Annotated in this window: 16 protein-coding genes and 1 pseudogene; 8 read left to right on the top strand and 9 right to left on the bottom strand. The window is 71.2% G+C overall.

Going from position 1 to position 22,698, the window contains the following annotated elements; translation table 11 throughout:
* Positions 1–238 precede the first annotated feature (238 nt).
* Positions 239–2,584, bottom strand: coding sequence for a DUF6531 domain-containing protein (locus B124_RS22010; protein ID WP_496504623.1), 2,346 nt, complete (start codon positions 2,582–2,584; stop codon positions 239–241).
* Between the two features lie 199 nt (positions 2,585–2,783).
* Between B124_RS22010 and B124_RS22005 the strand changes: the two are divergent.
* The 4 genes and pseudogenes from B124_RS22005 to B124_RS21990 all read left to right on the top strand — a co-directional run.
* Positions 2,784–3,215: pseudogene (locus tag B124_RS22005) on the top strand (hypothetical protein); the annotation flags it as partial.
* A 159-nt stretch (positions 3,216–3,374) separates the two neighbouring features.
* Complete coding sequence (locus tag B124_RS22000) at positions 3,375–5,300, top strand: FG-GAP-like repeat-containing protein (protein WP_496504631.1); 1,926 nt, start codon at positions 3,375–3,377, stop codon at positions 5,298–5,300.
* 330 nt (positions 5,301–5,630) lie between these two features.
* Complete coding sequence (locus tag B124_RS21995) at positions 5,631–7,184, top strand: DUF6851 domain-containing protein (protein ID WP_496504622.1); 1,554 nt, start codon at positions 5,631–5,633, stop codon at positions 7,182–7,184.
* A 270-nt stretch (positions 7,185–7,454) separates the two neighbouring features.
* Entirely contained in the window at positions 7,455–7,988 is a 534-nt protein-coding gene (locus B124_RS21990) for a GNAT family N-acetyltransferase (protein ID WP_496504630.1), read from the top strand.
* On the opposite strand, the gene B124_RS21985 is transcribed toward B124_RS21990, so the two are convergent.
* Complete coding sequence (locus B124_RS21985) at positions 7,966–8,877, bottom strand: oxidoreductase (protein WP_496504621.1); 912 nt, start codon at positions 8,875–8,877, stop codon at positions 7,966–7,968. The genes B124_RS21990 and B124_RS21985 overlap by 23 nt on opposite strands.
* Positions 8,878–9,016: 139 nt before the next feature.
* Here B124_RS21985 and B124_RS21980 point away from each other — a divergent pair, with 139 nt between their 5' ends.
* Complete coding sequence (locus B124_RS21980) at positions 9,017–9,871, top strand: LysR family transcriptional regulator (protein WP_496504620.1); 855 nt, start codon at positions 9,017–9,019, stop codon at positions 9,869–9,871.
* Between the two features lie 19 nt (positions 9,872–9,890).
* Here B124_RS21980 and B124_RS21975 read toward each other — a convergent pair whose 3' ends face one another.
* Together B124_RS21975 and B124_RS21970 are read right to left on the bottom strand one after the other, a co-directional pair.
* Complete coding sequence (locus B124_RS21975; protein WP_496504619.1) at positions 9,891–10,484, bottom strand: hypothetical protein; 594 nt, start codon at positions 10,482–10,484, stop codon at positions 9,891–9,893.
* A 154-nt stretch (positions 10,485–10,638) separates the two neighbouring features.
* The gene (locus tag B124_RS21970; RefSeq protein WP_496504618.1) at positions 10,639–11,664 is read right to left on the bottom strand and encodes a 6-phosphofructokinase; all 1,026 of its coding nucleotides are present in this window, start codon (positions 11,662–11,664) and stop codon (positions 10,639–10,641) included.
* A gap of 183 nt (positions 11,665–11,847) precedes the next feature.
* Between B124_RS21970 and pta the strand changes: the two genes are divergently transcribed.
* From pta to pyk, 3 genes are read left to right on the top strand one after another with little or no spacing between them, the layout of a single operon-like run.
* Positions 11,848–14,007, top strand: coding sequence for a phosphate acetyltransferase (gene pta / locus B124_RS21965; protein ID WP_496504617.1), 2,160 nt, complete (start codon positions 11,848–11,850; stop codon positions 14,005–14,007).
* Entirely contained in the window at positions 14,004–15,218 is a 1,215-nt protein-coding gene (locus tag B124_RS21960) for an acetate/propionate family kinase (RefSeq protein ID WP_496504616.1), read from the top strand. The genes pta and B124_RS21960 overlap by 4 nt, the downstream gene beginning before the upstream one ends.
* Before the next feature lie 33 nt (positions 15,219–15,251).
* A complete protein-coding gene (gene pyk, locus B124_RS21955; protein WP_496504615.1) occupies positions 15,252–16,676 on the top strand; it encodes a pyruvate kinase in 1,425 nt (474 codons plus the stop codon).
* Positions 16,677–16,691: 15 nt separating this feature from the next.
* On the opposite strand, the gene B124_RS21950 is transcribed toward pyk, so the two are convergent.
* From B124_RS21950 to icmA, 5 genes are all read right to left on the bottom strand, one after another.
* Positions 16,692–18,017: a hypothetical protein gene (locus B124_RS21950; protein ID WP_496504614.1), complete on the bottom strand. Its 1,326-nt coding sequence runs from the start codon at positions 18,015–18,017 to the stop codon at positions 16,692–16,694.
* Positions 18,004–18,561 carry a DUF6114 domain-containing protein gene (locus B124_RS21945; protein WP_496504613.1) on the bottom strand — a complete coding sequence of 186 codons (558 nt, stop codon included), beginning with the start codon at positions 18,559–18,561 and terminating at the stop codon, positions 18,004–18,006. The genes B124_RS21950 and B124_RS21945 overlap by 14 nt, the downstream gene beginning before the upstream one ends.
* 91 nt (positions 18,562–18,652) lie before the next feature.
* On the bottom strand, positions 18,653–19,282 hold the full coding sequence (locus B124_RS21940; RefSeq protein WP_496504612.1) for a DUF6230 family protein: 630 nt from the start codon (positions 19,280–19,282) through the stop codon (positions 18,653–18,655).
* Between the two features lie 478 nt (positions 19,283–19,760).
* Positions 19,761–20,726: a tetratricopeptide repeat protein gene (locus B124_RS21935; RefSeq protein WP_496504629.1), complete on the bottom strand. Its 966-nt coding sequence runs from the start codon at positions 20,724–20,726 to the stop codon at positions 19,761–19,763.
* A gap of 202 nt (positions 20,727–20,928) precedes the next feature.
* On the bottom strand, positions 20,929–22,629 hold the full coding sequence (gene icmA / locus B124_RS21930; RefSeq protein ID WP_496504611.1) for a coenzyme B12-dependent isobutyryl-CoA mutase large subunit: 1,701 nt from the start codon (positions 22,627–22,629) through the stop codon (positions 20,929–20,931).
* Positions 22,630–22,698: the final 69 nt, after the last annotated feature.

Here is a 22,698-nt window from a genome sequence, read left to right as displayed (position 1 = left end):
GTCTATCCTTCATGCGGTCTCTCCGCGTCATCCGCCGTCAGGTTACCAACCAGGCGGGTTTTTCCCCCTCGCCGTCTGACGAGCGCCCTTGAGGCAACACGCTCAGAAATCCTTGAAAGACTCAACCCTCGCCGACGGAACCGCAGCAGCCCGCGGGCCGTCAAGCGCATACATGTCCATGCCTACAGAGCGAAACGCCGCACCGAGACCACAACTCGCCACGAAGACAAGCCGCATATCAAAATCCTCGCTGTGGCCTAACTGAGTGGCATTGCCCTGCGCCGTCGTACGCATAGGTGGTGGTGAATTCTGCCGGATCCGCGCCATTGACGTTTCCACGTGGATCGGTCGCTGTTATCAGTCGGCCGGCCGCATCGTATACATATGTGGTGGTGTGCCCCTCGGAGGCCGTAACCGATGCCTGCATTCCGTTGAGGTCGTAGGTGTACTCGTTCTTCGTGCCACCTGGAGCAGTGGAAGTCTGGAGTTGACCATCCGAGTTGTAAGTGAAGGTGGCGTGGCCCGCTGGACTGTTGATCTCGGATATTCGACTGGTGGAGCTGTCGTAGGAGATCGTGCCGCGATTCTGCCGCCCATCGGTATATGAAGTCAGTCGGTTCGAGTCGTCAAACTCGAACCTCTGGGTGATGTTTCCCTTGGTCTGGGAAGCAACATTGCCGTTGCCGTCGAACGTACGGACAGTGGGCAGAGATCTGGAGTCGTACTCGGTCTCGGGATTCAGGTGCTGGTCGAAGTAGCGGCTGGTATAGCCGCCTGCCGGCCGGTAGCTGCGGACCAGCACCCCGGCCTCGTAGATGGCAGTCCACCGTCCGCCGGCTGGATCGACCATGGTCGACTCACCTGACCCCAGCGGCAGATCGGGGTCCGGCTCCCAACTGAACGTGTACTCGCCACCGTGGGCGTCGATCTGCGTGGCGATTCGACCGGTAGTGACGTCATAGGTGTTCTGGGTGACCAGCGTCCCGCGGGGATCAGTGATCGTTGCCAGTCGTCCGCCAGTGTCGTAGCCGTACTTCCACACCTCGCCGTCCGCGCTGGTCGCACTCGCCAGTTGATCGCTGTCATAGCGGTAGTCAACGGTGCGGCCGTCAGCCAACGTCACGGACCTCAGTCGGCCTGTGGTGGGGTCCACGTCAAGGGTGTGCTGCCGGCCGACGGCATCCGTGACCGTGGCCAGGGTGCCGTCCGCATAGCCGAGTGTCAGACCCTTCCCCGAACCGTCCAGCCACTTCACCAGCCGTCCCGAGGCATCGTAGACGCGCTTGGTCTGATCGATGTTCGTCACTGTATGGCCGTCGGCCGTCGGTATGAGGGTGTAGCGTGCTGGCTTCGTCGCTGCATACGTGCCGTTACCGTTCGGGGTAAACCGCACTTCCGCCCCGTCGGTGTCGGTCAGCGTCACCGCATCGGCTGCGGCCACGAGCTTGGACTCGAAGGACAGGCGCCAGCCTTTGCCCAACAGGCCATCTGCATTTCTGTCCAGCGAGGAGTAGTTCCGGGTCAGCGCCAGCGGCAATCCGCTCCCCGGCAGGCTCGCGTCGGTGGCGGATTCCGTGACAGCACCTGTTGCGGTGTTCACCGGATCGGCCAGGTATTCCTGGTAGGAACAGGCGCAGGCGCCCGACATGGAGCTGGGAACGTCCGGGGTACGCAACGCCGGCGCCGTAGGGGTGCGAACGGGTGTGGTCCAGCCGATGGGAGTGTCGTACTGCCGCCAGCTATCAGAATCCAGCTGTTCGTAGTAGCTACCATATTCGTTGGCGTAGGACAGCTTCGCGTAGTAGTCGGTACCTGCGGTGCTTGCGATCACACCGTCCACGACGGCCCATGAACAGAGCCGGTCTATTTCTTGACCGATCCACTGCAAACAGCCACCGGAGATCTCCCTTTTACTTTGGACGACGGGGTTGGTGATCCGGGTGGCCACCAGCACGTCGTCCGACGCCCGATATAGCTGGATGCGGATAAAATACGGAGACAGGGTCTCGCCGGTCCAGTCCGCTTCCACCGACCATGTAGTGCGTCCGGGCCGGCCGTTGAACCACAAGGACACGTTGCTCGGTGGATCGATGGCGATCGGAAATTCCTCATCCGGATACGGCTGCTCCGAATACCCGTTGTATGTGATGCCCCAGAGCCTGTCCGTGTTGTCGTCATCATCTGCTGCGCGCGGCTCAGTCGCCGCACCCGAAAGAACGCCCCCGTGCGGCATCCCGACGCCCGAAGGGGGTGGCGGGAATGTCTGCTTGCTGCCTTCGGAGCGAGTCACTGTGGGCGGGTGGACACGCTTGATCGGCTTGTAGCGGTCCGCCAGGTACTTCGCCCCGTGCTGGAACCCGTCCAAGAGCTCAGCACGTCGAACCTGGGCCCGCCGCTCTTTGCGGGTCATCACCTTGGCAGGCTGCAACGGTTCCGAGGTCCGCTCGGCGACGACCCCGGCTGGTGCCGGCAGCGGCTCATCTTCCGCAGCGACCGGCCCCGGCCGCAGCACATCAGTCAGCAACAGCGCCGCGAACGCGGCAAAAGCCGCAACTAACCGCAGATGCCAAGCACGCGTCAGCACAGACCCTCCCCAGATGCCACTGCCCCGACCAAGAAGATCGAACAGGCGGTCGAACTCTCTCGCCTCACCAGGCTCACGTCAACCGATCAGACACGCCTTGCACTCGTGACATCACTCACTGCATTCACTGTGCAACCGTTCCTGCCTCTCAGCAGTCCTCATCTGACGCTTTATCAAGCGAAAGTGGCAGGAGAGATGCATGGGTCATCTGATCACCCACCTTGCGCTGAGACATCACCGCAGGCGACGCCGCACTGTACTGACGCTGACTGGGCTGCTACTGATCCCGACATCGATCTCCCAGTCCGATGCATCCCAGGCGCAAGCCGCACCGTCAGCGGCACTGGCAGCGGGGGCGGAAGTGCGGTCGATGCCAGTCCCGCAAAGCGGGCTTCCGGCCACGGAGACAGGGCGCTTTGGACTGCTCGGCGCAGCGTGGCCCGCTGCGGGAGACACCGCAGAGCGCATCGAGGTCCGCACGCGCAGCACCATCGACGGCGCCTGGTCTGCCTGGCGTCCCCTCGACGCTCAGGCCGCGCAGGTCTCCGAAGGCGAAATGGACAGGGCACGGGAGCAGCGTTTGGTGACAGAACCGCTGTGGGTCGGTGCCTCCGACGCAATCGAGGTGCAAGCAGCGGAAGGCCACGCTCTGCCTCAAGGTGTTGAACTCACCCTCGTCACCCCTACCACCGCTACAAGCGACGGCGCTTCCTCGCCGTTGCCCGCTCCTGATTCGCCGGAGGCACGTGATCTGTCGACTGCGCCTCTGGCAGCAGTCGGGCAGCCGCCGATGACCAGTCGGGCGCAGTGGGGGGCGAATGAGAATCTGCCGTCGCCTCCGTCCTACGGCAGCGACGTCAAGGCCGTCATCGTGCACCACACAGCCGGCACCAACGCATACAACTGCGCCGACTCCGCGGCAGTCGTCCAGTCGATCCAGGCGTACCACATGGCAGACCCCGATCACCTGTGGAATGACCTCGGCTACAACTTCCTTATCGACAAGTGCGGCACCATCTTCGAAGGCCGCGCCGGTGGCGTCGACCAGCCCGTCACCGGCTACCACACCGCCGGCTTCAACGGCGACACCACCGGTGTCGCGCTGATCGGTGAACACGACACCACCGAACCCACCCCCGCCGCACGCGACGCACTCGCCCGCCTCGCCGCCTACAAACTCGGTCTAAGCGGAGTCAACCCACAAGGCACCACCACGCTGACCGCCAGCAGCGACAGCGGCAAGTACGCCGCCGGTGAGCAGGCCACCGTCCCTACCATCGCCAACCCCCAGGACCTCGCCCTGACCACCAGCCCCGGCAGCAGACTAGCCGCCCGGCTGCCAACCATCCGCGCCTTCGCTGCCAGCCCGGCTGCCGCCGCCGCAGCCCCCACCGCCGACACCGACCGCAACGGGGTGATCGACCTCGCAGCCGGCGTTCCGGAGGCCGCCGTCGGCACATACGCCGAAGCAGGCATGATCACCATGTTGCCCGGCACCACCACCGGGCCTGACGGCACCATACGGCCACTCACCCAGGACTCCGCGGGCGTGCCCGGTAGTGCGGAGGCCGGTGACGCCTTCGGAACCGACAGCGCCTACGCCGATCTCAACGCAGACGGATACGCCGACCTCGTGGTCACCACCCCAGGGGAAGACGACACCGCCGGCATCGTCGACATCGGGAACGTCACCGCTCTGTACGGCCCGGACTTGAACACCGGCGCCAGCTACAGCATCCCCACCGCCGAACGCGTCAACGGCGCGAAACTCGGCACCGCCGTGACCACCGGCGACTTCAACAGCGACGGACAAGCAGACATCTTCGCGATCGCCCCCGGCGGCCCCGCCACATGGTGGCTGCGCGACAGCGCCACCGGCACCATCAGCACAGGCCCCCTGTCCACCTCCACCACCGGCGCAGCCACCTTCCCCCAGGCCGCCTCCGGAGACTTCAACCACGACGGCTACACCGACGTCGCCACCACCTATATCGACCCCGACGGCACCGGCCGCGTCATGACCTTCCCCGGCTCCGCCACCGGCCTCCAACCCGGCAACCGCCTCAACGCCACCGGAGGCCGTGCCATCGCAGCCGGCGACCTCGACGCAGACGGCTACGACGACATCGTCGTCGGCCAGCACAGCACCCCGGAAACCGGCGCCTACCTCGGCGGCCAGGTCACCGCCCTCTACGGCTCCGCCACCGGCATCACCACCACCGGCGCCACCACCCTCCACCAGGACAGCACCGGCGTCCCCGACACCGCGGAGAATGGCGATGCCCTGGGCCGCAGCGTCTCCATCGGCGACTACAACAACGACGGCTACGCCGACGTCCTGGCCGGCGCCCCCGGCGAAGACCTCACCCGCGACGCCATCGACTACGCCGACGCCGGCGCCACCCTCCTGCTACCCGGCAGCCCCAGCGGCCCGACCGGCAGCGACTCCCTCTTCATCCACCAGGACACCCCCGACGTCTCCGGCGCCGCAGAAGCCGCAGACCGCCTCGGCAACTCCGTCTCCCTCACCGACCTGACCGGAGACACCTACGCAGACCTGACCATCGGCGCCGGAAACGAGAACAACGCCAACGGCACCATCCTCCAGATCGACACCGGCCCCACCGGCATCCAACCCACCACCAGCACCTACTACGGCCCCGCCGCACTCGGCGCCCCCACCGCCGCCCACGTCGGCAACACCCTCACCCCCTAACCACCTGGCAAGAGCCGCCGGGTGGCCGGGCGGCACACTCGCTGCCCGGCCACCCGAACCCCCGCGACTCCCGCAGGTCGAAGCAGGGACGGCACGCGGTGGATCCCAGCACGGGAGTACGCCGGTTACCGACGGCCGTGTCGGGTTCAGCCTTCGCCGTCCGCGCGAGGGCCAGCGCGCGGGCTGCGGGTGCTCCCTCCACGAGGGGGGCGCTAGCGAGCCACCACCGGTTCGCGAGGGGCGCGCGCTAGCGTCTGGCGCGGCCTGTCGGCAGGGGTTCCGCCCTGGATACGCATGACGCCCTCGTGCCCGGAGATAGGGGATACAGCCATGACGACGTCCGGATCCTCTCCCGTCCCCGGCTCGGGACCGCGGCGCAGGTCGCTGGTGCTCGGCGGGGTGACGGCCGCGGCGCTGGCCGCCTGGGGACGGGGCGGCGCGGTCGCCGCCGGCCGGCACGGCGGAGCGGCGGCGGAGCCGGCCGCCGACTTCGACTTCGACACGGGCAACTTCATCCGGGACCTCGTCCCGAGGGCGGCCGGTACGGGGGACGCGGGGATCTTCGGGCCCATGGACGCGTCGATTCTGATCTGGACCACCCACGCCCTGCAGACCTCCTGGTTCGACGCGCTGGCGCCCTACCACCCGACCGCGGTCGGCGTGCACTCCCGCATCCCCCGCCGCCCCGCGAGCGAGGCCGCCACCAACCGGAACAAGAACATCGCCGGCGTGCACGCCTGGTACCAGGTGCGCAAGGGCCTGGACCCGGAGCAACTGCAGGGCATGCGCGAGATGATGACCACGATCGGCCTGGACCCCGACGACGAGTCCGAGGATCCGGCCAGCCCGGTCGGCATCGGCAACATCGCCGGCAAGGCCATCGTCAGGGACCGCCTGCACGACGGCATGAACCACCTCGGTGACGTGGGCCGCGCCTACAACGGCCAGCCCTACGCCGACTACACCGGCTACCGGCCCGTCAACAGTCCGTACGAACTGACCGACCCCTCGCGCTGGCAGCCGGCGGTGCACCCCCACCGCCGGCGGGTCGGCGGCGGGCCCGGCGACAAGGCCGTCTGGGTCACCCAGCGGTTCGTCACCCCGCAACTGGCCCTGGTCAAGGCCCACTCCTACCCCGACCCGGCCCGGTTCCGGCTCGCCCCGCCCGACCACACCGACCACACCGACCGCCGGCGCTACCAGCGCTCGGTGGACGAGATCCTTGAGGCGTCGGCCGGGCTGACCGATCTGCAGAAGGCGAAGGCGGAGTTCTTCGACAACAAGTTCCTGGGGGTCGGCCAGTCGACGTACGCCGCGGCCGTGGCCCACGACCTGGACCTGGACGGCTGGGCCCAGTTGTTCTTCACCACCTCCGTGGCGCAGTTCGACGACCTGATCGCCGCCTGGCACCACAAGACCGGGTACGACGCCGTCCGGCCGTTCAGCGCGGTCCGGCACGTCTACGGCAGCCGCAAGGTGTCCGCCTGGGGCGGACCCGGCAAGGGGACGGTCCGGCTGCCCGCGAACGAGTGGGCCAGCTATCTGCCCGTGGGCGACCACCCCGACTACCCCTCCGGCTCCACCACGCTGTGCGCGGCCGAGGCCCAGGCGGCGCGGCGCTACCTCGACTCCGACGTCCTGGACTGGACCTGGCCCGTCCCCGCCGGCTCGACGCTGACGGAGCCGGGGACCGTCCCCGCCGCCGACATCGAGCTGCGCTATCCCACCTGGACGGACTTCGTGCAGGACTGCGCCATGAGCCGGGTGTGGGGAGGCGTGCACTTCAAGACGACGGTCGAGAGGTCCATCAGGTTCGGCACGCAGTTCGGCGACCTGGCCCACGAGTTCGTGCAGCGGCAGATCAACGGCGACGTCGCCGGCTGAGCCCGGCTGAACCCGGACTGAGCCCGGCCTGAACCCGGACTGAGCCCGGCCTGAACCCGGACTGAGCCCGGCCTGAACCCGGACTGAGCCCGGCCTGAACCCGGCCTGAGCCCGGACTGAGCCCGCCCGGGGCGCGGCCCCGGGCGCGGGACGCCGTGCGGTAACGTCCCCGGGGACAGCCCGGGTCCTCACCGCGGGCCGCAGGCCGGCTGGCTGCAAGCCCGGGGCGGGGTCCGGTTCTCCGTATCCGCCTCCGCATCCCTGGGAGTTCTGACGGACACCGAACTGACCGACGCCGTCGGCGAGACCCTGCCGACCGCGCGGCTCGACCTCCTCCCTCTGCGCATCACGCACGCCGACGAGATGACCGGCGTCCTGGCCGACCCCGCGCTCTACGCGTTCACCGGCGGCTCGCCCCCCACCGTCGGGGAACTGCGGGCGCGGTACGCCCGGTTGGTCGCCGGGGCGCCCGCGGGCGGCACCGTGTGGGGGAACTGGGTGCTGCGGGTACGGGAGGACGGCGTGCTCTGCGGCTACGTGCAGGTGACGATCCGGGAGGAGGTCGCCGAGGTCGCCTGGGTCGTGGGGACCCCCTGGCAGGGGCGGGGCCTCGCCGGCGAGGCGGCCCGCGGTCTCGTCGCCCGGCTGCGGCGGCTGCCGCTGCGGGCCGTCGTCGCCCACGTCCACCCCGGCCACCACGCCTCCGCCGCCGTCGCGGCGTCCGCGGGGCTGGTGCGTACGGACCTCGTCCAGGACGGCGAGGCCGTCTGGCGGCTCGACCTCACGGCACCGGCCGCCGGCTGACCGCGGACCCCCCGGCCCGGCCGCCGATCCCGTCCAGCTCGGCCAGGTCCGCCTCGGAGAGCGCGAGTCCCGCCGCCGCGGCGTTCTCGCGCAGGTGCGCCACCGTGGACGTACCGGGGATGAGCAGGATGTTCGGCGACCGCCGCAGCAGCCACGCCAGCGCGACCGCCCGCGGCGTCGCGTCCAGGCGCGCGGCCACGGCGGACAGCGCCGAGTCCGCGAGCGGGGTGAAGCCGCCGAGGGGGAAGAAGGGCACGTAGGCGATGCCCTGGCCGGCGAGGTCGTCGATCAGCTCGTCGTCCTCGCGGTGGGCGAGGTTGTACATGTTCTGCACGCACACCACCGGCGCGATCGACCGCGCCTCGGCGACCTGTACGGCCGTCGCGTTGCTCACCCCGAGGTGGCGGATCAGGCCCTGCTGCCGGAGCTCTGCCAGGGTCTCGAAGGGCTCGGCGAGCGAGCCGGGCCGGGGGCCCTGGGCGTCGCCGAGGCGGAGGTTGACCACGTCGAGCGCGTCGAGGCCGAGGTCGTCCAGGTTCTCGCGGACGGCGCGGCGCAGGTCCTCGGGGCGCCGGGCCACGATCCAGCCGCCCTCGCTGTCACGGACGGCGCCGACCTTGGTCACGAGGTGCAGGGAGGCGGGGTAGGGGTGCAGCGCCTCGCGGATCAGCCGGTTGGTGACGCGTGGCCCGTACGCGCCGGCCGTGTCGACGTGGGTGATCCCGAGGGCCACCGCCTCCCGCAGCACGGCGAGCGCGCCGTCGCGGTCGGCGGGCGGGCCCATGACCCCGGGGCCGGCGAGCTGCATGGCGCCGTAGCCGACCCGGGTGACGGTCAGATCGCCGAGGGTCCAGGTGCCGCCGGGAGGCGGCGCGGAGGGTGTGTGCATGGCTGTGCCTTCGCTGTCGGAGCGGTTGCCGGGCTGTCCTGCCCGTACCGTCGATGCTGGCGCGCCGGCGGGACGCGCGGCCAATACCGGTCCGGTGGCCTGTCATACCCGGCGGGTATCACCGGCGTACGCTGGGCGTGTGGACACCCTGGAGACCCGCGAGCTGCGGTACTTCGTCGCCGTCGCGGAGGAGCTGCACTTCGGCCGCGCCGCCGAGCGCCTGGGCATCGCCCAGCCACCGCTGTCCCGGGCGATCGGGCAGCTCGAACGCCGCCTCGGCGTCCGCCTGCTGGAGCGCAACCGCCGCGGCGCCGCACTGACCGCCGCCGGCGAGATGCTGCTGCACGAGGGCCGCGCCGCCCTCGACGCGACCACCGCCGCCGCCCGCCGCACCCGCCGCGCGGGCGGCGCCGACGCCCCGGGCGGCGCCCGCGACCGCCTGGTCCTGGCGGTGAAGGCCGCCGCCTCCCACGAACTGCTGCAGAAACTCCTCGACGCCTACGCGGCCGAGCCCGGGGCCGCCGAGGTCGAGGTGCTGCCCAGCGGCACGTGCGAGCAGGGCGAGATGCTGCGCGACGGCCGCGCCGACGTGGCGCTCATGCATGCGCCGTTCAACTCCCTGGCCGGCTTCGACAGTGAGGAGCTGAGCAGCGAGGGGCAGATCGCCATCCTGCCCGCCGCGCACCCCCTCGCCGCGCGTACGGCCCTGGCCCTGGCCGACGTCGCCGACGCCCCCGGCCTGCCGCTCGCCCGCTGGTCCCCCGGCACACCCGGCCCGGGCCCCGTGATCCACGACCAGACGCAACTGGCCCAGCTGATCGCCCTCGGCCGCACCGTGGCCGTCTTCCCCGAGTCCGCCCGCGCCTGGCTGTGGGCCGAGCACACCGCCGTCCCGCTGACCGACGCGCCGCCGGTCGTCACCCACATCGCGTGGCCCCCGCACAGCCGCTCGCCCGCCCTCGCGCGGCTCGTCCGCACGGCCACCCTGCTGTGACACCCGGGCCGGTCGGGCGCTACTCCTCCGCCACCTGCGCGCGCTGCCACGCCAGATAGTCCGCCACCAGCTCCGGCGGGTTCGCCTCCGCCGTGAGCGGGATCTGCTCCTCCGGATCGTCCATGTCGAAGAGCACCACCGGCACCGGCCGCCCGAGCACCTCCTCGACGCGCCCCGTCTCGTGCAGGTGCCTGGCCACGTCCACGCAGTCCTCCGCGAAGTCCGCGCACAGCAGGTCGTACGCCGCGGACCACCGGTCCGAGAACTGCTCGTCGTCCGCGAACCACAGCCCCTTCGCCGTCGCCTCCGCCCGGTGCAGCGCGGTGCCCACGGGATCCTCCGGCACGTGCCCGACGCGCTCGAACCCGTCGAGGATCCAGTACGCGTAGCTCCACCGCACCTCGCCGTCCGGATCGAGGTCATCGCGCGCCGCCTCACGCTCGCGGCGTATCTGCGCCTCGGTGTTGTAGCCGACCTGCACGTACGGATAGCGGGCGTCGTGGTCCACGCGGTACATCTGGAGGGCGACGACGTATATCTCCGGTCTCAGCTCCGCCGGGAACGTATCCAGGATCCGGTACGCCTCCTGCTTCAAGTGCTGCCGGAACGTCATCTCCGCCCACCTCCCAGGGGGACACGGCCGCTGCCGGCCCACCATCATGCCCCCGCGGGCCTGCCCCGTACATCACCGCACGATCGCCTGGATCTCCTGCACGCCGAGTTCCTGCGTGGTCGTGGCGATCGCGGCCGGTCGGACGGTCACGTCGTCAGAACACGACCTCCGCCTCGTCCATCCGGTCCTCCGGCACCCGCTTCAGCTCCCGGGTCGCCTCCGCCAGCGGCGCCATCTCGATGTCCGTGCCCCGCAGCGCCGTCATCTGCCCGAAGTCGCCGCGGTGCACGGCCTCCACCGCGTGCCACCCGAAGCGGGTCGCCAGGACGCGGTCGTACGCCGTGGGGGTGCCCCCGCGCTGGACGTGGCCGAGGATGACCGGCTTGGCCTCCTTGCCCAGGCGCCGTTCCAGCTCGCCGGCCAGGCGGTTGCCGATGCCGGTGAAGCGCTCGTGGCCGTACTGGTCGATCTCGCCCTTCTGGTACTCCATCGTGCCCTCCGCCGGGTGCGCGCCCTCGGCGACGCAGATGACGGCGAACTTCTTGTGCCGGTCGAAGCGCTCCTCGACCATCTTGCACAGGTTGCCGATGTCGAACGGCCGCTCCGGCAGGCAGATCCCGTGCGCGCCGCCGGCCATGCCCGACTCCAGCGCGATCCAGCCCGCGTGCCGCCCCATGACCTCGACGACCATGACGCGCTGGTGGGACTCGGCGGTGGTCTTCAGCCGGTCCATCGCCTCGGTGGCCACGCCGACGGCCGTGTCGAAGCCGAAGGTGCGGTCGGTGGCGGAGATGTCGTTGTCGATCGTCTTCGGTACGCCGACGACCGGCATCCCCGCGTCGGCGAGCATCGCGGACGCGGTCAGGGTGCCCTCGCCGCCGATCGGGATGAGCGCGTCGAGGGACAGCTCGCGGCTGAGCTCCTCGGTGTTCTCGCAGGCTTCGCGGAGCCGGTCGCGCTCCAGCCGGGACGAGCCGAGGACGGTGCCGCCGCGGGCGAGGATGCCGCTCACGGCGTTGAGGTCGAGCTTGCTGTACCGCCCTTCGAGCAGTCCCTTGAAGCCGTCCTCGAACCCGATCACCTCGTCGCCATGACCGGCCACGGCCCGGTGGACCACCGACCTGATCACCGCGTTCAGGCCGGGGCAGTCCCCGCCTGCGGTGAGTACTCCGATGCGCATGTCTCTCCTGCTCGGTGCGTCGCATGCATGCTCGACGCCGATTCTCCCATGCCCCGGGAGTCACCCGTCCGAACAGCCGGTTAACGCTCTGTCACACCCCGCCGCCCACCGCGCGCTCAGCCCGTCCCCCGACTGTATGGTTCGAACAGGACCGCGACGGACGGGACGGATGGAGTGCCAGGAGTGACCCGCAGCGTCTACGTCGCCGGCGTCGGCCGCGGTGACGGCCGCCAGATCGTCGAGCTGGGCATGATGGAGCTGCTCTCCCGCCAGGTCGACCGGGTGGGGGTCTTCCGCCCGCTGGCCCACGCCGACGCCGACGTCCGCGACCCCGTCTTCGACCTGCTCCGCGCCCGCTACCGGCTGAGCCAGCCGCGCGCCGGGGTGCTCGGGATGACGTACGAGAAGGCTGCCGCCCTCCAGGCCGAGGAGGGTGCGGACGCGCTGGTGGCCCGGCTCGTCGGGCGGTTCCACGAGATCGCCGCCGGCTACGAGGCCGTGCTGATCCTCGGCACCGACTACGCCGACACCAACATCCCCGCCGAGCTGGCGCTCAACGCCCGCCTCGCCAACGAGTGCGGCGCCGCCGTGCTGCCCGTCGTCGGCGGCGCCGAGCAGGCCGTGGACTCGGTGGTCGCCGAGGTGCGCAACGCGTACGACGCGTACGCCTCCCTCGGCTGCGACGTGCTGGCGATGATCGCCAACCGCGTCGCCCCCGACGCCGCCCCGCGCGCCCGCACCGCCGCCGCGGACCACGGCGACCACCTGCCCGTGCCGGTGTACGTCATCCCCGAGGACGCCGGCCTGGCCGCGCCCACCGTCGCGCAGATACGGGACGCGCTCGGCGCCGGGCTGCTGGCCGGCGACGCCGGCGGGCTCTCCCGGGACGTACGCGACTTCGTCTTCGGCGGCGCGACGCTGCCCGCGTTCCTGCCGGCCCTCAGCGAGGGCTGCATGGTCATCACCCCCGGCGACCGCGCCGACCTCGTCATCGGCGCGCTGGCCGCCCACTCGGCGGGCTCCCCCGCCATCGCCGGGGTACTGCTGACGCTGGACGAGCGGCCGGGCCCCGACATCCTGGCGCTGGCCGAGCGGCTGGCGCCGGGGACGCCGCTGCTCACGGTGGCCGAGGGCTCGTTCCCCACCGCCGCCGCGCTGGTCGGGCTGCGCGGCGAGCTGAACGCCGCGACGCCCCGCAAGGCGGACATCGCCCTCGGCCTCTTCGAGTCGCACGTGGACTCCGCGCAGCTCACCGGGCGGCTGACGGTGGCGGCGAGCGGGCGCGTGACGCCGATGATGTTCGAGCACATGCTGATCGAGCGGGCGCAGGGCGACCGCAGGCACGTGGTGCTGCCGGAGGGCACCGAGGAGCGGGTGCTGCTGGCGGCGGAGGTGCTGGTACGGCGCGGGGTGTGCGACCTCACGCTCCTCGGCGACGAGCAGACCATCCGCAAGCGCGCGGCGGAGCTGGGCCTGAGCCTGTCGCTGCTCGGCGCCGACGCCCCGGCGCCGCAGCCGGGCGGCCCTGCCACGGCCCGGATCACCGACCCCCGCGTCTCGCCGCTGCGCGAGAGCTTCGCCGAGCTGTACGCGCAGTACCGCTCGCGCTCGGGCGTCAGCGTGGACATGGCGTACGACATCGTCGGCGACGTCACCTACTTCGGCACCCTGATGGTCCAGCAGGGCCTGGCCGACGCCATGGTCTCCGGCGCCGCGCACTCCACGGCCGCCACCATCCGCCCGGCGTTCGAGGTGATCAAGACCGCACCGGACGCCGCGATCGTCTCGTCCGTCTTCTTCATGTGCCTGGCGGACCGGGTCCTGGTCTACGGGGACTGCGCGGTCAACCCCGATCCGAACGCCGAGCAGCTCGCGGACATCGCCATCCAGTCGGCGGCGACGGCCGCGCAGTTCGGCGTCGCGCCGCGGGTGGCGATGCTGTCGTACTCCACCGGCACCTCCGGCTCCGGCTCGGGCGTCGACAAGGTGCGGCGCGCGACCGAACTGGTCCGGGCCCGCCGGCCGGACCTGGAGGTGGAGGGCCCGATCCAGTACGACGCGGCGGTGGACGCCACCGTCGCCGCCGCCAAGATGCCCGACTCGCGGGTCGCCGGACAGGCCACGGTGCTCGTCTTCCCCGACCTCAACACCGGCAACAACACGTACAAGGCGGTCCAGCGCACGGCCGGCGCGATCGCCGTGGGACCCGTACTGCAGGGGCTCAACAAGCCGGTGAACGACCTGTCCCGGGGCGCGCTCGTCCAGGACATCATCAACACGGTGGCCATCACCGCCGTGCAGGCGCAGGGCACCGCCGCGCCCGCGCGGGGCGGGCGCCCATGACCGCCCCGACCCGCGTCCTGGTGCTCAATTCCGGCTCCTCGTCGCTGAAGTACCAGCTCATCGACATGGCGGACCCGGCCCCCGGGGAGCGCCGCCCCGCCCGCGGCATCGTCGAGCGGATCGGCGAACCACAGGCCCGCGGCGGCGTGCCGGACCACGCGGCGGCGCTGCGCACCGTCGGCGCGGAGCTGGCCGCCGCGGGGCACAGGCTCGACTCGCCGGGGCTGCTGGCCATCGGCCACCGCGCCGTCCACGGCGGCACCCGCTTCACCGAGCCGGTCCTCGTCGACGACGGCGTGCTGGCCGAGATGGAGAAGCTCGTGCCGCTCGCCCCGCTGCACAACCCGGCGAACATCGCCGGCATCCGCGTCGCCCGCGAGCTGCGCCCCGACCTGCCGCAGGTCGCCGTCTTCGACACCGCCTTCCACGCCACCCTCCCCGAACACGCCTGGCGCTACGCCCTGGACACGGCCACCGCCGACGCCCACGCCATCCGCCGCTACGGCTTCCACGGCACCTCCCACGCCTACGTCTCCCGCGCCACCGCGCGGCTGCTCGGCAGGAACCCCGAAGACCCCGCGGACCCCGGGGACTTCCGCGTCATCGTGCTGCACCTCGGCAACGGAGCCAGCGTCTCCGCGGTCGCCGGCGGCCGGTGCGTGGAGACGTCGATGGGGATGACCCCGCTGGAGGGCCTGGTGATGGGCACCCGCAGCGGGGACATCGACCCGGCGGTGATCTTCCATCTCGCCCGGGAGGCGGGCATGGACACGGACGCGATCGACACGCTGCTCAACAAGCGCAGCGGCCTGACCGGGCTCTGCGGCGACAACGACATGCGCGAGATCGGCCGCCGGATCGCCGAGGGCGACGAGCGGGCGAAGCTGGCCTTCGACGTGTACGTCCACCGCATCCGCAAGTACGTCGGCGCGTACACCGCCGTGCTGGGCCGGGTGGACGCGATCGCGTTCACCGCCGGCGTCGGCGAGAACTCCGCCGCCGTACGGGAGGCGTCGATGCGGGGCCTTGAGGCGCTCGGCGTCGAGCTGGACTCCGTACGCAACGCGGTACGCGGCACCGCGCCCCGCGTCGTCTCCGCGCCCGGCTCCCGCGTGGCCGTCGCCGTCGTCCCCACCGACGAGGAGCTGGAGATCGCCACCCAGACCCGCGACCTGGTCCGCGGTGGGACGGCGCACCCGCCGCCGGAATAATTCCGGCCGAGAACAAACCGATAGGATGCCGCCATGCGCCGAGCGAAAATCGTCTGCACCCTGGGCCCCGCCGTCGACTCCTTCGAGCAGCTCAAAGCGCTGATCGAGGCCGGTATGTCCGTGGCCCGCTTCAACATGAGCCACGGCACCCAGGCCGAGCACCAGGAGCGCTACGACCGGCTGCGCAAGGCCGCCGAGGAGACCGGGCGGCCCATCGGCGTGCTGGCCGACCTGCAGGGCCCGAAGATCCGCCTGGAGACCTTCGCCGAGGGCCCGGTGGAGCTCGCGCGCGGCGACGAGTTCACCATCACCACCGAGGACGTGCCCGGCGACCGGACCATCTGCGGCACCACGTACAAGGGCCTGCCCGGGGACGTCTCCCCCGGCGAGCGGATCCTCGTCAACGACGGCGCGGTGGCCCTGGAGGTACTGGAGGTGCGCGGCCCCGAGGTGCGCACGATGGTCATCGAGGGCGGTGTCGTCTCCGACCACAAGGGCATCAACCTGCCGGGCGTGGCGGTAAACGTCCCGGCGCTCTCCGAGAAGGACGTGGACGACCTGCGCTTCGCCCTGCGCATGGGCTGCGACCTGGTCGCGCTGTCCTTCGTACGCGACGCGCGCGACATCAACGACGTGCACCGGGTCATGGACGAGGTCGGGCGGCGGGTGCCGGTGATCGCCAAGGTCGAGAAGCCGCAGGCGATCGACCACATGCAGGAGATCGTCCTGGCCTTCGACGGCGTGATGGTCGCGCGCGGCGACCTGGCGGTGGAGTATCCGCTGGAGAAGGTGCCGATGGTGCAGAAGCGGCTGATCGAGATGTGCCGCCGCAACGCCAAGCCGGTGATCGTCGCGACCCAGATGATGGAGTCGATGATCAGTTCCTCGCGCCCGACGCGCGCCGAGGCGTCCGACGTCGCGAACGCGATCCTGGACGGTACGGACGCGGTGATGCTGTCGGCCGAGTCGTCGGTCGGCAAGTACCCGGTCGAGACGGTCAAGACGATGGCGCGGATCGTCGTGGCGGCGGAGGACGAGCTGCTCTCGCGCGGGCTGGAGCCGCTGGTGCAGGGCAAGAAGCCGCGTACGCAGGGCGGGTCCGTGGCCCGGGCCGCGTGCGAGATCGCGGACTTCCTCAACGCCCGGACCCTGGTGGCGTTCACCAAGTCCGGGGACACCGCGCGGCGGCTGTCGCGCTACCGCGCGTGCCAGCCGATCCTGGCCTTCACCACCGACGAGAGCACCCGCAACCAGCTCTGTCTGAGCTGGGGCGTGGAGCCGGTGCTCGTGCCGCACGTGGACAACACCGACGCGATGGTCGACCTGGTGGACGCCGAGGTGCTGAAGCTGGGCCGCTTCCGCGAGGGCGACACGATGGTCGTGACCGCCGGGTCGCCGCCCGGGGTGCCGGGCACCACGAACATGGTCCGCGTGCACCACCTGGGGGGCGAGCGCTGAGCGGCGCGGCCGGCGCTACTCGATGGTGTTCTTCAGGCCCGGCACGGTGAGCGTGCCGCCGAACTGACCTGCCTGGACCACCCGGACGTCGGTGAAGAACGCGAACGGCAGGTCCAGGGGCGGCGGGCTCTCGGGGCTGAACGTCATCGGGATCAGCCCGAAGAGGTCGCCCTTCAGCTCCTCGGTGTACATGGTCACGGTGCCGTTGCGGATGGTGGACGTGCTGCCCTTCTCGGCGTGTACGTGCGAGGTGTTCTTGCCGGGGCCGACGACGGTCTGGTGCAGGTCGCGGATGTCCACCCCGTCGTCCGCGGTGTACTTCAGCACCTTCTTGACCGCGCCGCCGTAGGTCCGCACCTCGACGATGCCGTGGTACTTCAGCCCCTTGAGGGTGAGCTTGGTGCTCTCCAGCCGCCAGGGCTCGTCGGGCAGCAGCGGCAGCCCGGTCTCCAGTTCGGCGTTCGCCAGGGCCTCGGGGTCGGCGGTGGGGCAGGGGAACGGCTTCCTGCCGTCGCCGTCCTCCCCGGCGGCGGGGGTGTCCGCGATCCCGTCCGCGGGGTCCCGGGCCGTGTCCCGTACCTTGTCGTCCAGCTCTTCCACGGTGGCGCCGGCCTCGTCGGCGGCGTCGCGGATGGCCTCCTCCGTCTCGCGCTGCGCGTCGTCCGCCGCGGCGCCGGAGCCGGACTCCGCGGCACCGTCCGCCTCCGAACCGGCCGCGCCGGCGCTCGAGTCGGCGTCCCCGGAGCCGCCGGACGGCTCGGCTTCGGGGGTGGGCTCCGCTTCGGGGTCGTCCGGGTCGAACAGGTCGCCCAGCTTGTCGCCGAGGCCCAGCGGGTCGTACCAGGGATTCGACTCCGACGGCGAAGGACTCGGCTCCGCCTCGCCGGACTCCCCCGTACCACCCGTACCGGACCCGCCGGAGGCGTCGCCCGAGCCTGAACCGTCGCCCGAGTCGCCGCCGTCGCCCGGCTGCTCCGCCGACGGCCCGCTGTCCGTGGCCGACGGGCTCGGCGAGGCCCCGGCGTCCGGCGCCTCTCCGCCACCGCCGGCATCCGACGCACCCTGGCCGTCCCGGGCGTCGGTCTCCTTCTCGTCCTTCTCCTGGTCTCGCGGCTCGTCCGACTGCTCCGCGCACGGCCCCGGCCGCCAGCGGTCCGCCGGGTCGTCATCGGCGATGGCCGGCCGGGGCGTCAGCCCCAGGCCCAGGAAGACCGCGGCGGGCATGGCCGCCAGGGCGACCGCCTTGCCCGCCGGCACCCGGCCGAGCAGCGATCTGCGCGGCGCCGCGTGCCGCGGCCCGCGGCGCACCGGCACCGCCCTCGTGCGGTCACCCGGCCGCACGGTGCCTCCCGCCGTTGATGTCCTGAAGGACGTCCACGCCGAGTCCGCCGGCGCCGGCCTTCTTTCCCTCCGGCTTCCTCTCCGGCTCGTCGTCCCCGGAGTCGTCAGCGGCGTCGTCCGCGGAGCCGTTCCCGGCCTCGGCGGCCACCGGTTCCCCCGGCGCCCACGAGATGGCCATCGCCCCGCCGATCAGCGACAGCAGGAATCCCAGCAGCAGCCCGCCGAAGTTGGACACCGGTATCGACACCAGGGCCAGCACGATGGAGGCCACACCCGCGAACACCCGGACGACGGAGTGGAACCAGAGGGTGAGCCCGAGCGTCACCAGCAGCACCCCGATGATCAGGCCGCCGGCCCCCGCCTGCGTCGCCATCTGCAGGCTGAGGTTGCCGAGCTTGAGGTTGTAGTACGGCAGCGCGCCGATCGGCACACCGCCCGCGATGGTCAGCAGACCCGCCCAGAACGGACGGGAGCCGCGCCAGGCGCGGAATCGCAGCCGCCAGGTGTTCAGGCGGTGCAGCAGGTCCGGCAACACGGCGCTCATGAATAAAGCTCCCCGGTACGGCAGTGCGGTTTTCGTCAGTGGGAGGTCCGGCGGGGAGCGGTACGCGCCTCCCCGTCGGCCGAGTGCGTGCTCAGAAGCATTCTTTGACGCCCTTGTGCAGCTTCATGCTGAGCCCGCTCAGCTTGAAGGTGCCGGCGCTGGTGGCCCAGGCGGTCTGCTTCACGTCGGTGAGGACGGCCTTGTCGGCCTCCTGCGCGAACCCGTTCGGGTTCGCGTTGTCCCCCTTGCCGATGCCGGGGCCCTTGGTGCTGGACCCGGCGGCCACGCCGATGTTGATGTTCTCGAAGGTCGCGTCGGCGTCGAGCTGTGCGATGTCGATGTAGAGGTTCTTGGCCTCCACCGGCTTGTCGTCACCGGCCGTCAGCATCAGGCTGACCGAGCCGATGAGGGGCAGGTCGGGCGTGACGACCGACTGGCACATACCGTTGATCTTCGCTTCTTTGAACGCGGATATCGCGACGGGCTGACTCGCCTCGTTGCCCTCCAGGTCGTGACCGGAGTCGACACCCCCGTACTGGACGAAGCCGGTGCCCTCCAGCCGGTCGGCCGTGACCTTGAACTCCTGGCCCGACATGCTGAACGACGCCGCCAGCGCGCCCTGGCTCAGCGCTACGCCGATCGCGGCGGTCGCCGCCAGGCTCGGCACCATGACCACGGCGAACCGCTTCCACCTGGTCCCACCACGTGCCTGGGACTCCATGCCTTTCCTCCTTCTCGGACGGACGTCCGAGCCCGTGGGCCGGTCCTCGGGGGCGAGGGGATCCGCACGCGCACGCCGGCGCGGCTGCTGCGGGTCCGGGATACGGGCGGCGGACGCGCTGCGTCGAAGGGGGTGTTACCCCCGAGCGACTCGTTCTCCGGACAGGCTCCGGTCCGCGGGAACGGTCCGCGGAAACGGGGAACCCCCCTGTCCGGTTGGCGATCGTGGTGCATCGGAAGGGGGGCGCACAAGGGGTTCGTTACCAACGGGTAACGCGAGGGGTGGCACAGATCCGGCCACTCAGGCCGGATCCTGCACCCAGGGTCGCCGCCGACGGCGGACGTACCTGACGAGAAAGCCCGACAAAGGCGGTCATCAGAAAGTGCGTAAGTTACTGCGAGTAACAGCCCCGCCCATTGTCAATTTTTGGCAAAGCGGCAGGGGCTGTCACCGCAGGTGAAACTGTGTTCGGATCCGCTCAGAACAGCACGCGGGCCAGCGCCTGGCGCCCCGCCACCACCCGCGGATCGTCGCCGCCGACGACCTCGAACAGCTCCAGCAGCCGCACCCGCGCGGCCTGCCGGTCCTCGCCCGAGGTCCGCGCCACCGTGTCGACGAGCCGGCCGAACGCGTCCTCGACGTGCCCGCCCACCAGGTCCAGGTCCGCGACCTTGATCTGCGCCTCGACATCCGCGGGGCGGTCCGCCGCCTCCTTGCGTACGGCGGCGGCGTCGAGCCCCTCCACGCGCCGGAGCAGCTCCGCCTGCGCGAGGCCCAGCGTGGCCTCCACGTTGCCCGGGTCGTCGGAGAGCACGTTCTGGTACGCCTGGATCGCGCCGCCCAGGTCCCCCCGGTCCAGCGCGTCGCCGGCCGCCGCCAGCGCGCCGTCGTACGGTCCTGCCGGCTCCTCCGGCGCCTCCTGCTCCCCCGCACCCTCCTCGCCGGCCGCGGCCTCCGCCCCGGCCACCGGCTGCCCGACAATGCCGAACTGCTGCTCGGCGACCTTGATGAGCTCGTCCAGCACCTGGCGGATCTGCGGCTCGGGGGCGGCGCCCTGGAAGAGCGGGATGGCCTGCCCGCCGACGACCGCGAAGACCGCCGGGATGGACTGGACGCCGAACTGCTGGAACAGCATCTGGTTCGCTTCTACGTCGATCTTGGCGAGCACGAACCGCCCGGCGTACTCCTGCGCCATCCGCTCCAGCACCGGGCTGAGCTGTTTGCAGGGCCCGCACCACTCGGCCCAGAAGTCGATGACGACCGGGACCTCGGTGGAGCGCTGCAGGACCTCCTGCTGGAAGCCGGCCTCGTCGACATCGATGACCAGCGCACCGGCACCGGGGGCGGGCACCCCGTCGCGGGCGGCCTGGGCGCGGGCCGCCTCCGCCTTCTCCCTGGCCTCCGCGGCCGCCTTCACCGCGGCCAGGTCGACCGCTCCGCTCATAGACATGTTGCGTGGCTGCATAAGCCCTATCCTCCCCCCTTCGCGCGGTGCATTGAACGGATGGGCTGGCGATGGCTGGATGAACCCGCCCGGAAGGGTTCGTTCCGGGCGGGTTCGAAGGTGCGGCAGAAGACACCGGTCGGGTCCAGGTCCGGGTCCGGGTCCGTCTGCGGGTCCGGGTCCGTCTGCGTAGCAAGCCCGGTCAGAAGGCCGCCGGCTCGCGGTAGACGCCCCACTCGTCGCGCAGGGCGTTGCAGATCTCGCCGAGCGTGGCCTCGGCCCGTACCGCCGCGAGCATCGGCCCGATCATGTTGCTGCCGTCCCGGGCCGCCGTGAGCATGTCCGCCAGCGCGGCGCGCACCCGGGCGTCGTCGCGGGCGCCCTTGCGGGCGGTCAGCGCGCGCACCTGCTCGCGCTCCACCTCGTGGCTGACCCGCAGGATCTCCAGGTCGCCGGTGACCGAGGCGGTGTGGCGGTTGACGCCGACGATCTTCTTGTCGCCCTTCTCCAGCGACCGCTGGTAGCGGAAGGCGGCCTCGGCGATCTCGCCGGTGAACCAGCCGTCCTCGATGCCGCGCAGGATCCCGGACGTGATCGGCCCGATCGGGTGCTGCCCGTCGGGGTGCGCGCGCCGGCCGCGCTCGCGGATCTGCTCGAAGATCTTCTCCGCGTCCGCCTCGATCCGGTCGGTGAGCTGCTCGACGTACCAGGAGCCGCCGAGCGGGTCGGCGACGTTCGCGACGCCCGTCTCCTCCATCAGCACCTGCTGGGTGCGCAGCGCGATCTCCGCGGCCCGCTCGCTGGGCAGCGCCAGGGTCTCGTCGAGGGCGTTGGTGTGCAGCGAGTTGGTGCCGCCGAGGACCGCGGCCAGCGCCTCGACGGCCGTGCGCACCACGTTGTTGTACGGCTGCTGGGCGGTCAGCGAGACGCCCGCGGTCTGGGTGTGGAAGCGCAGCCACTGCGCCTTCTCGGTGCGCGCGCCGTACACGTCGCGCAGCCAGCGGGCCCAGATGCGGCGCGCGGCGCGGAACTTGGCGATCTCCTCGAAGAAATCGACGTGGGCGTCGAAGAAGAAGGACAGGCCCGGGGCGAAGGCGTCGACGTCGAGCCCGCGGGACAGGCCCAGCTCCACGTAGCCGAAGCCGTCGGCGAGGGTGTACGCCAGCTCCTGCGCGGCCGTCGAGCCGGCCTCGCGGATGTGGTAGCCGGAGACGGACAGCGGCTTGTACGCCGGGATGTGCGCGGCGCAGTACTCCATGAGGTCGCCGATGAGGCGCAGGTGCGGCTCGGGCTGGAAGAGCCACTCCTTCTGGGCGATGTACTCCTTGAAGATGTCCGTCTGCAGCGTGCCGTTGAGCACGGCGGGGTCGACGCCCTGGCGCTCGGCGGCGACCAGGTACATGCAGAAGACGGGGACGGCGGGGCCGCTGATCGTCATCGAGGTGGTGATGCCGCCCAGCGGGATGCCGCGGAAGAGCACCTCCATGTCGGCGGCGGAGTCGATGGCCACGCCGCAGTGCCCGACCTCGCCCAGCGCCTGCGGCTCGTCGGAGTCGCGGCCCATGAGGGTGGGCATGTCGAACGCGACGGACAGACCGCCGCCGCCGTGGCCGAGGATGAGCTTGTAGCGCTCGTTGGTCTGCTCGGCGTTGCCGAAGCCGGCGAACTGGCGGATCGTCCATGTCCGGCCGCGGTAGCCGGTGGCGTACAGGCCGCGGGTGTACGGGAACTCGCCGGGCCAGCCGATGCGCTCGAAGCCCGCGTAGACGTCGCCGGGGCTCGGGCCGTAGACCGGTTCGACCTCGTCGCCCGAGAGGGTGGTGAAGTCCGCCTCGCGCTTGCGGGCCGCGTCGTAACGCGCCTGCCAGCGGCGCCGGCCCTCCTCCATGGCCGCAGCATCCATGCCGTACCGCCTCTCTGCGCGCGGATCGCGCGGCGCATTTAATAGGACGTCCTACTAAGTGTTGCATGC

This window comes from Streptomyces sp. CNP082, assembly GCF_059570535.1.
The sequence above is the reverse complement of the archived record's forward strand: the minus strand, read 5'-3'. Positions and strand labels throughout refer to the sequence as shown.

What these genes read in the sequence shown, in the direction of transcription:
- B124_RS21995 (WP_496504622.1), top strand. Translation starts at nt 5,631, where the DNA reads ATGACGACGTCCGGATCCTCTCCCGTCCCCGGCTCGGGACCGCGGCGC.
- pyk (WP_496504615.1), top strand. Translation starts at nt 15,252, where the DNA reads ATGCGCCGAGCGAAAATCGTCTGCACCCTGGGCCCCGCCGTCGACTCC.
- B124_RS21975 (WP_496504619.1), bottom strand. Translation starts at nt 10,484, where the DNA reads ATGACGTTCCGGCAGCACTTGAAGCAGGAGGCGTACCGGATCCTGGAT.
- B124_RS21960 (WP_496504616.1), top strand. Translation starts at nt 14,004, where the DNA reads ATGACCGCCCCGACCCGCGTCCTGGTGCTCAATTCCGGCTCCTCGTCG.
- B124_RS21985 (WP_496504621.1), bottom strand. Translation starts at nt 8,877, where the DNA reads ATGCACACACCCTCCGCGCCGCCTCCCGGCGGCACCTGGACCCTCGGC.
- B124_RS21935 (WP_496504629.1), bottom strand. Translation starts at nt 20,726, where the DNA reads ATGAGCGGAGCGGTCGACCTGGCCGCGGTGAAGGCGGCCGCGGAGGCC.
- B124_RS22000 (WP_496504631.1), top strand. Translation starts at nt 3,375, where the DNA reads ATGACCAGTCGGGCGCAGTGGGGGGCGAATGAGAATCTGCCGTCGCCT.
- B124_RS21945 (WP_496504613.1), bottom strand. Translation starts at nt 18,561, where the DNA reads ATGAGCGCCGTGTTGCCGGACCTGCTGCACCGCCTGAACACCTGGCGG.
- icmA (WP_496504611.1), bottom strand. Translation starts at nt 22,629, where the DNA reads ATGGATGCTGCGGCCATGGAGGAGGGCCGGCGCCGCTGGCAGGCGCGT.
- B124_RS21970 (WP_496504618.1), bottom strand. Translation starts at nt 11,664, where the DNA reads ATGCGCATCGGAGTACTCACCGCAGGCGGGGACTGCCCCGGCCTGAAC.
- B124_RS21940 (WP_496504612.1), bottom strand. Translation starts at nt 19,282, where the DNA reads ATGGAGTCCCAGGCACGTGGTGGGACCAGGTGGAAGCGGTTCGCCGTG.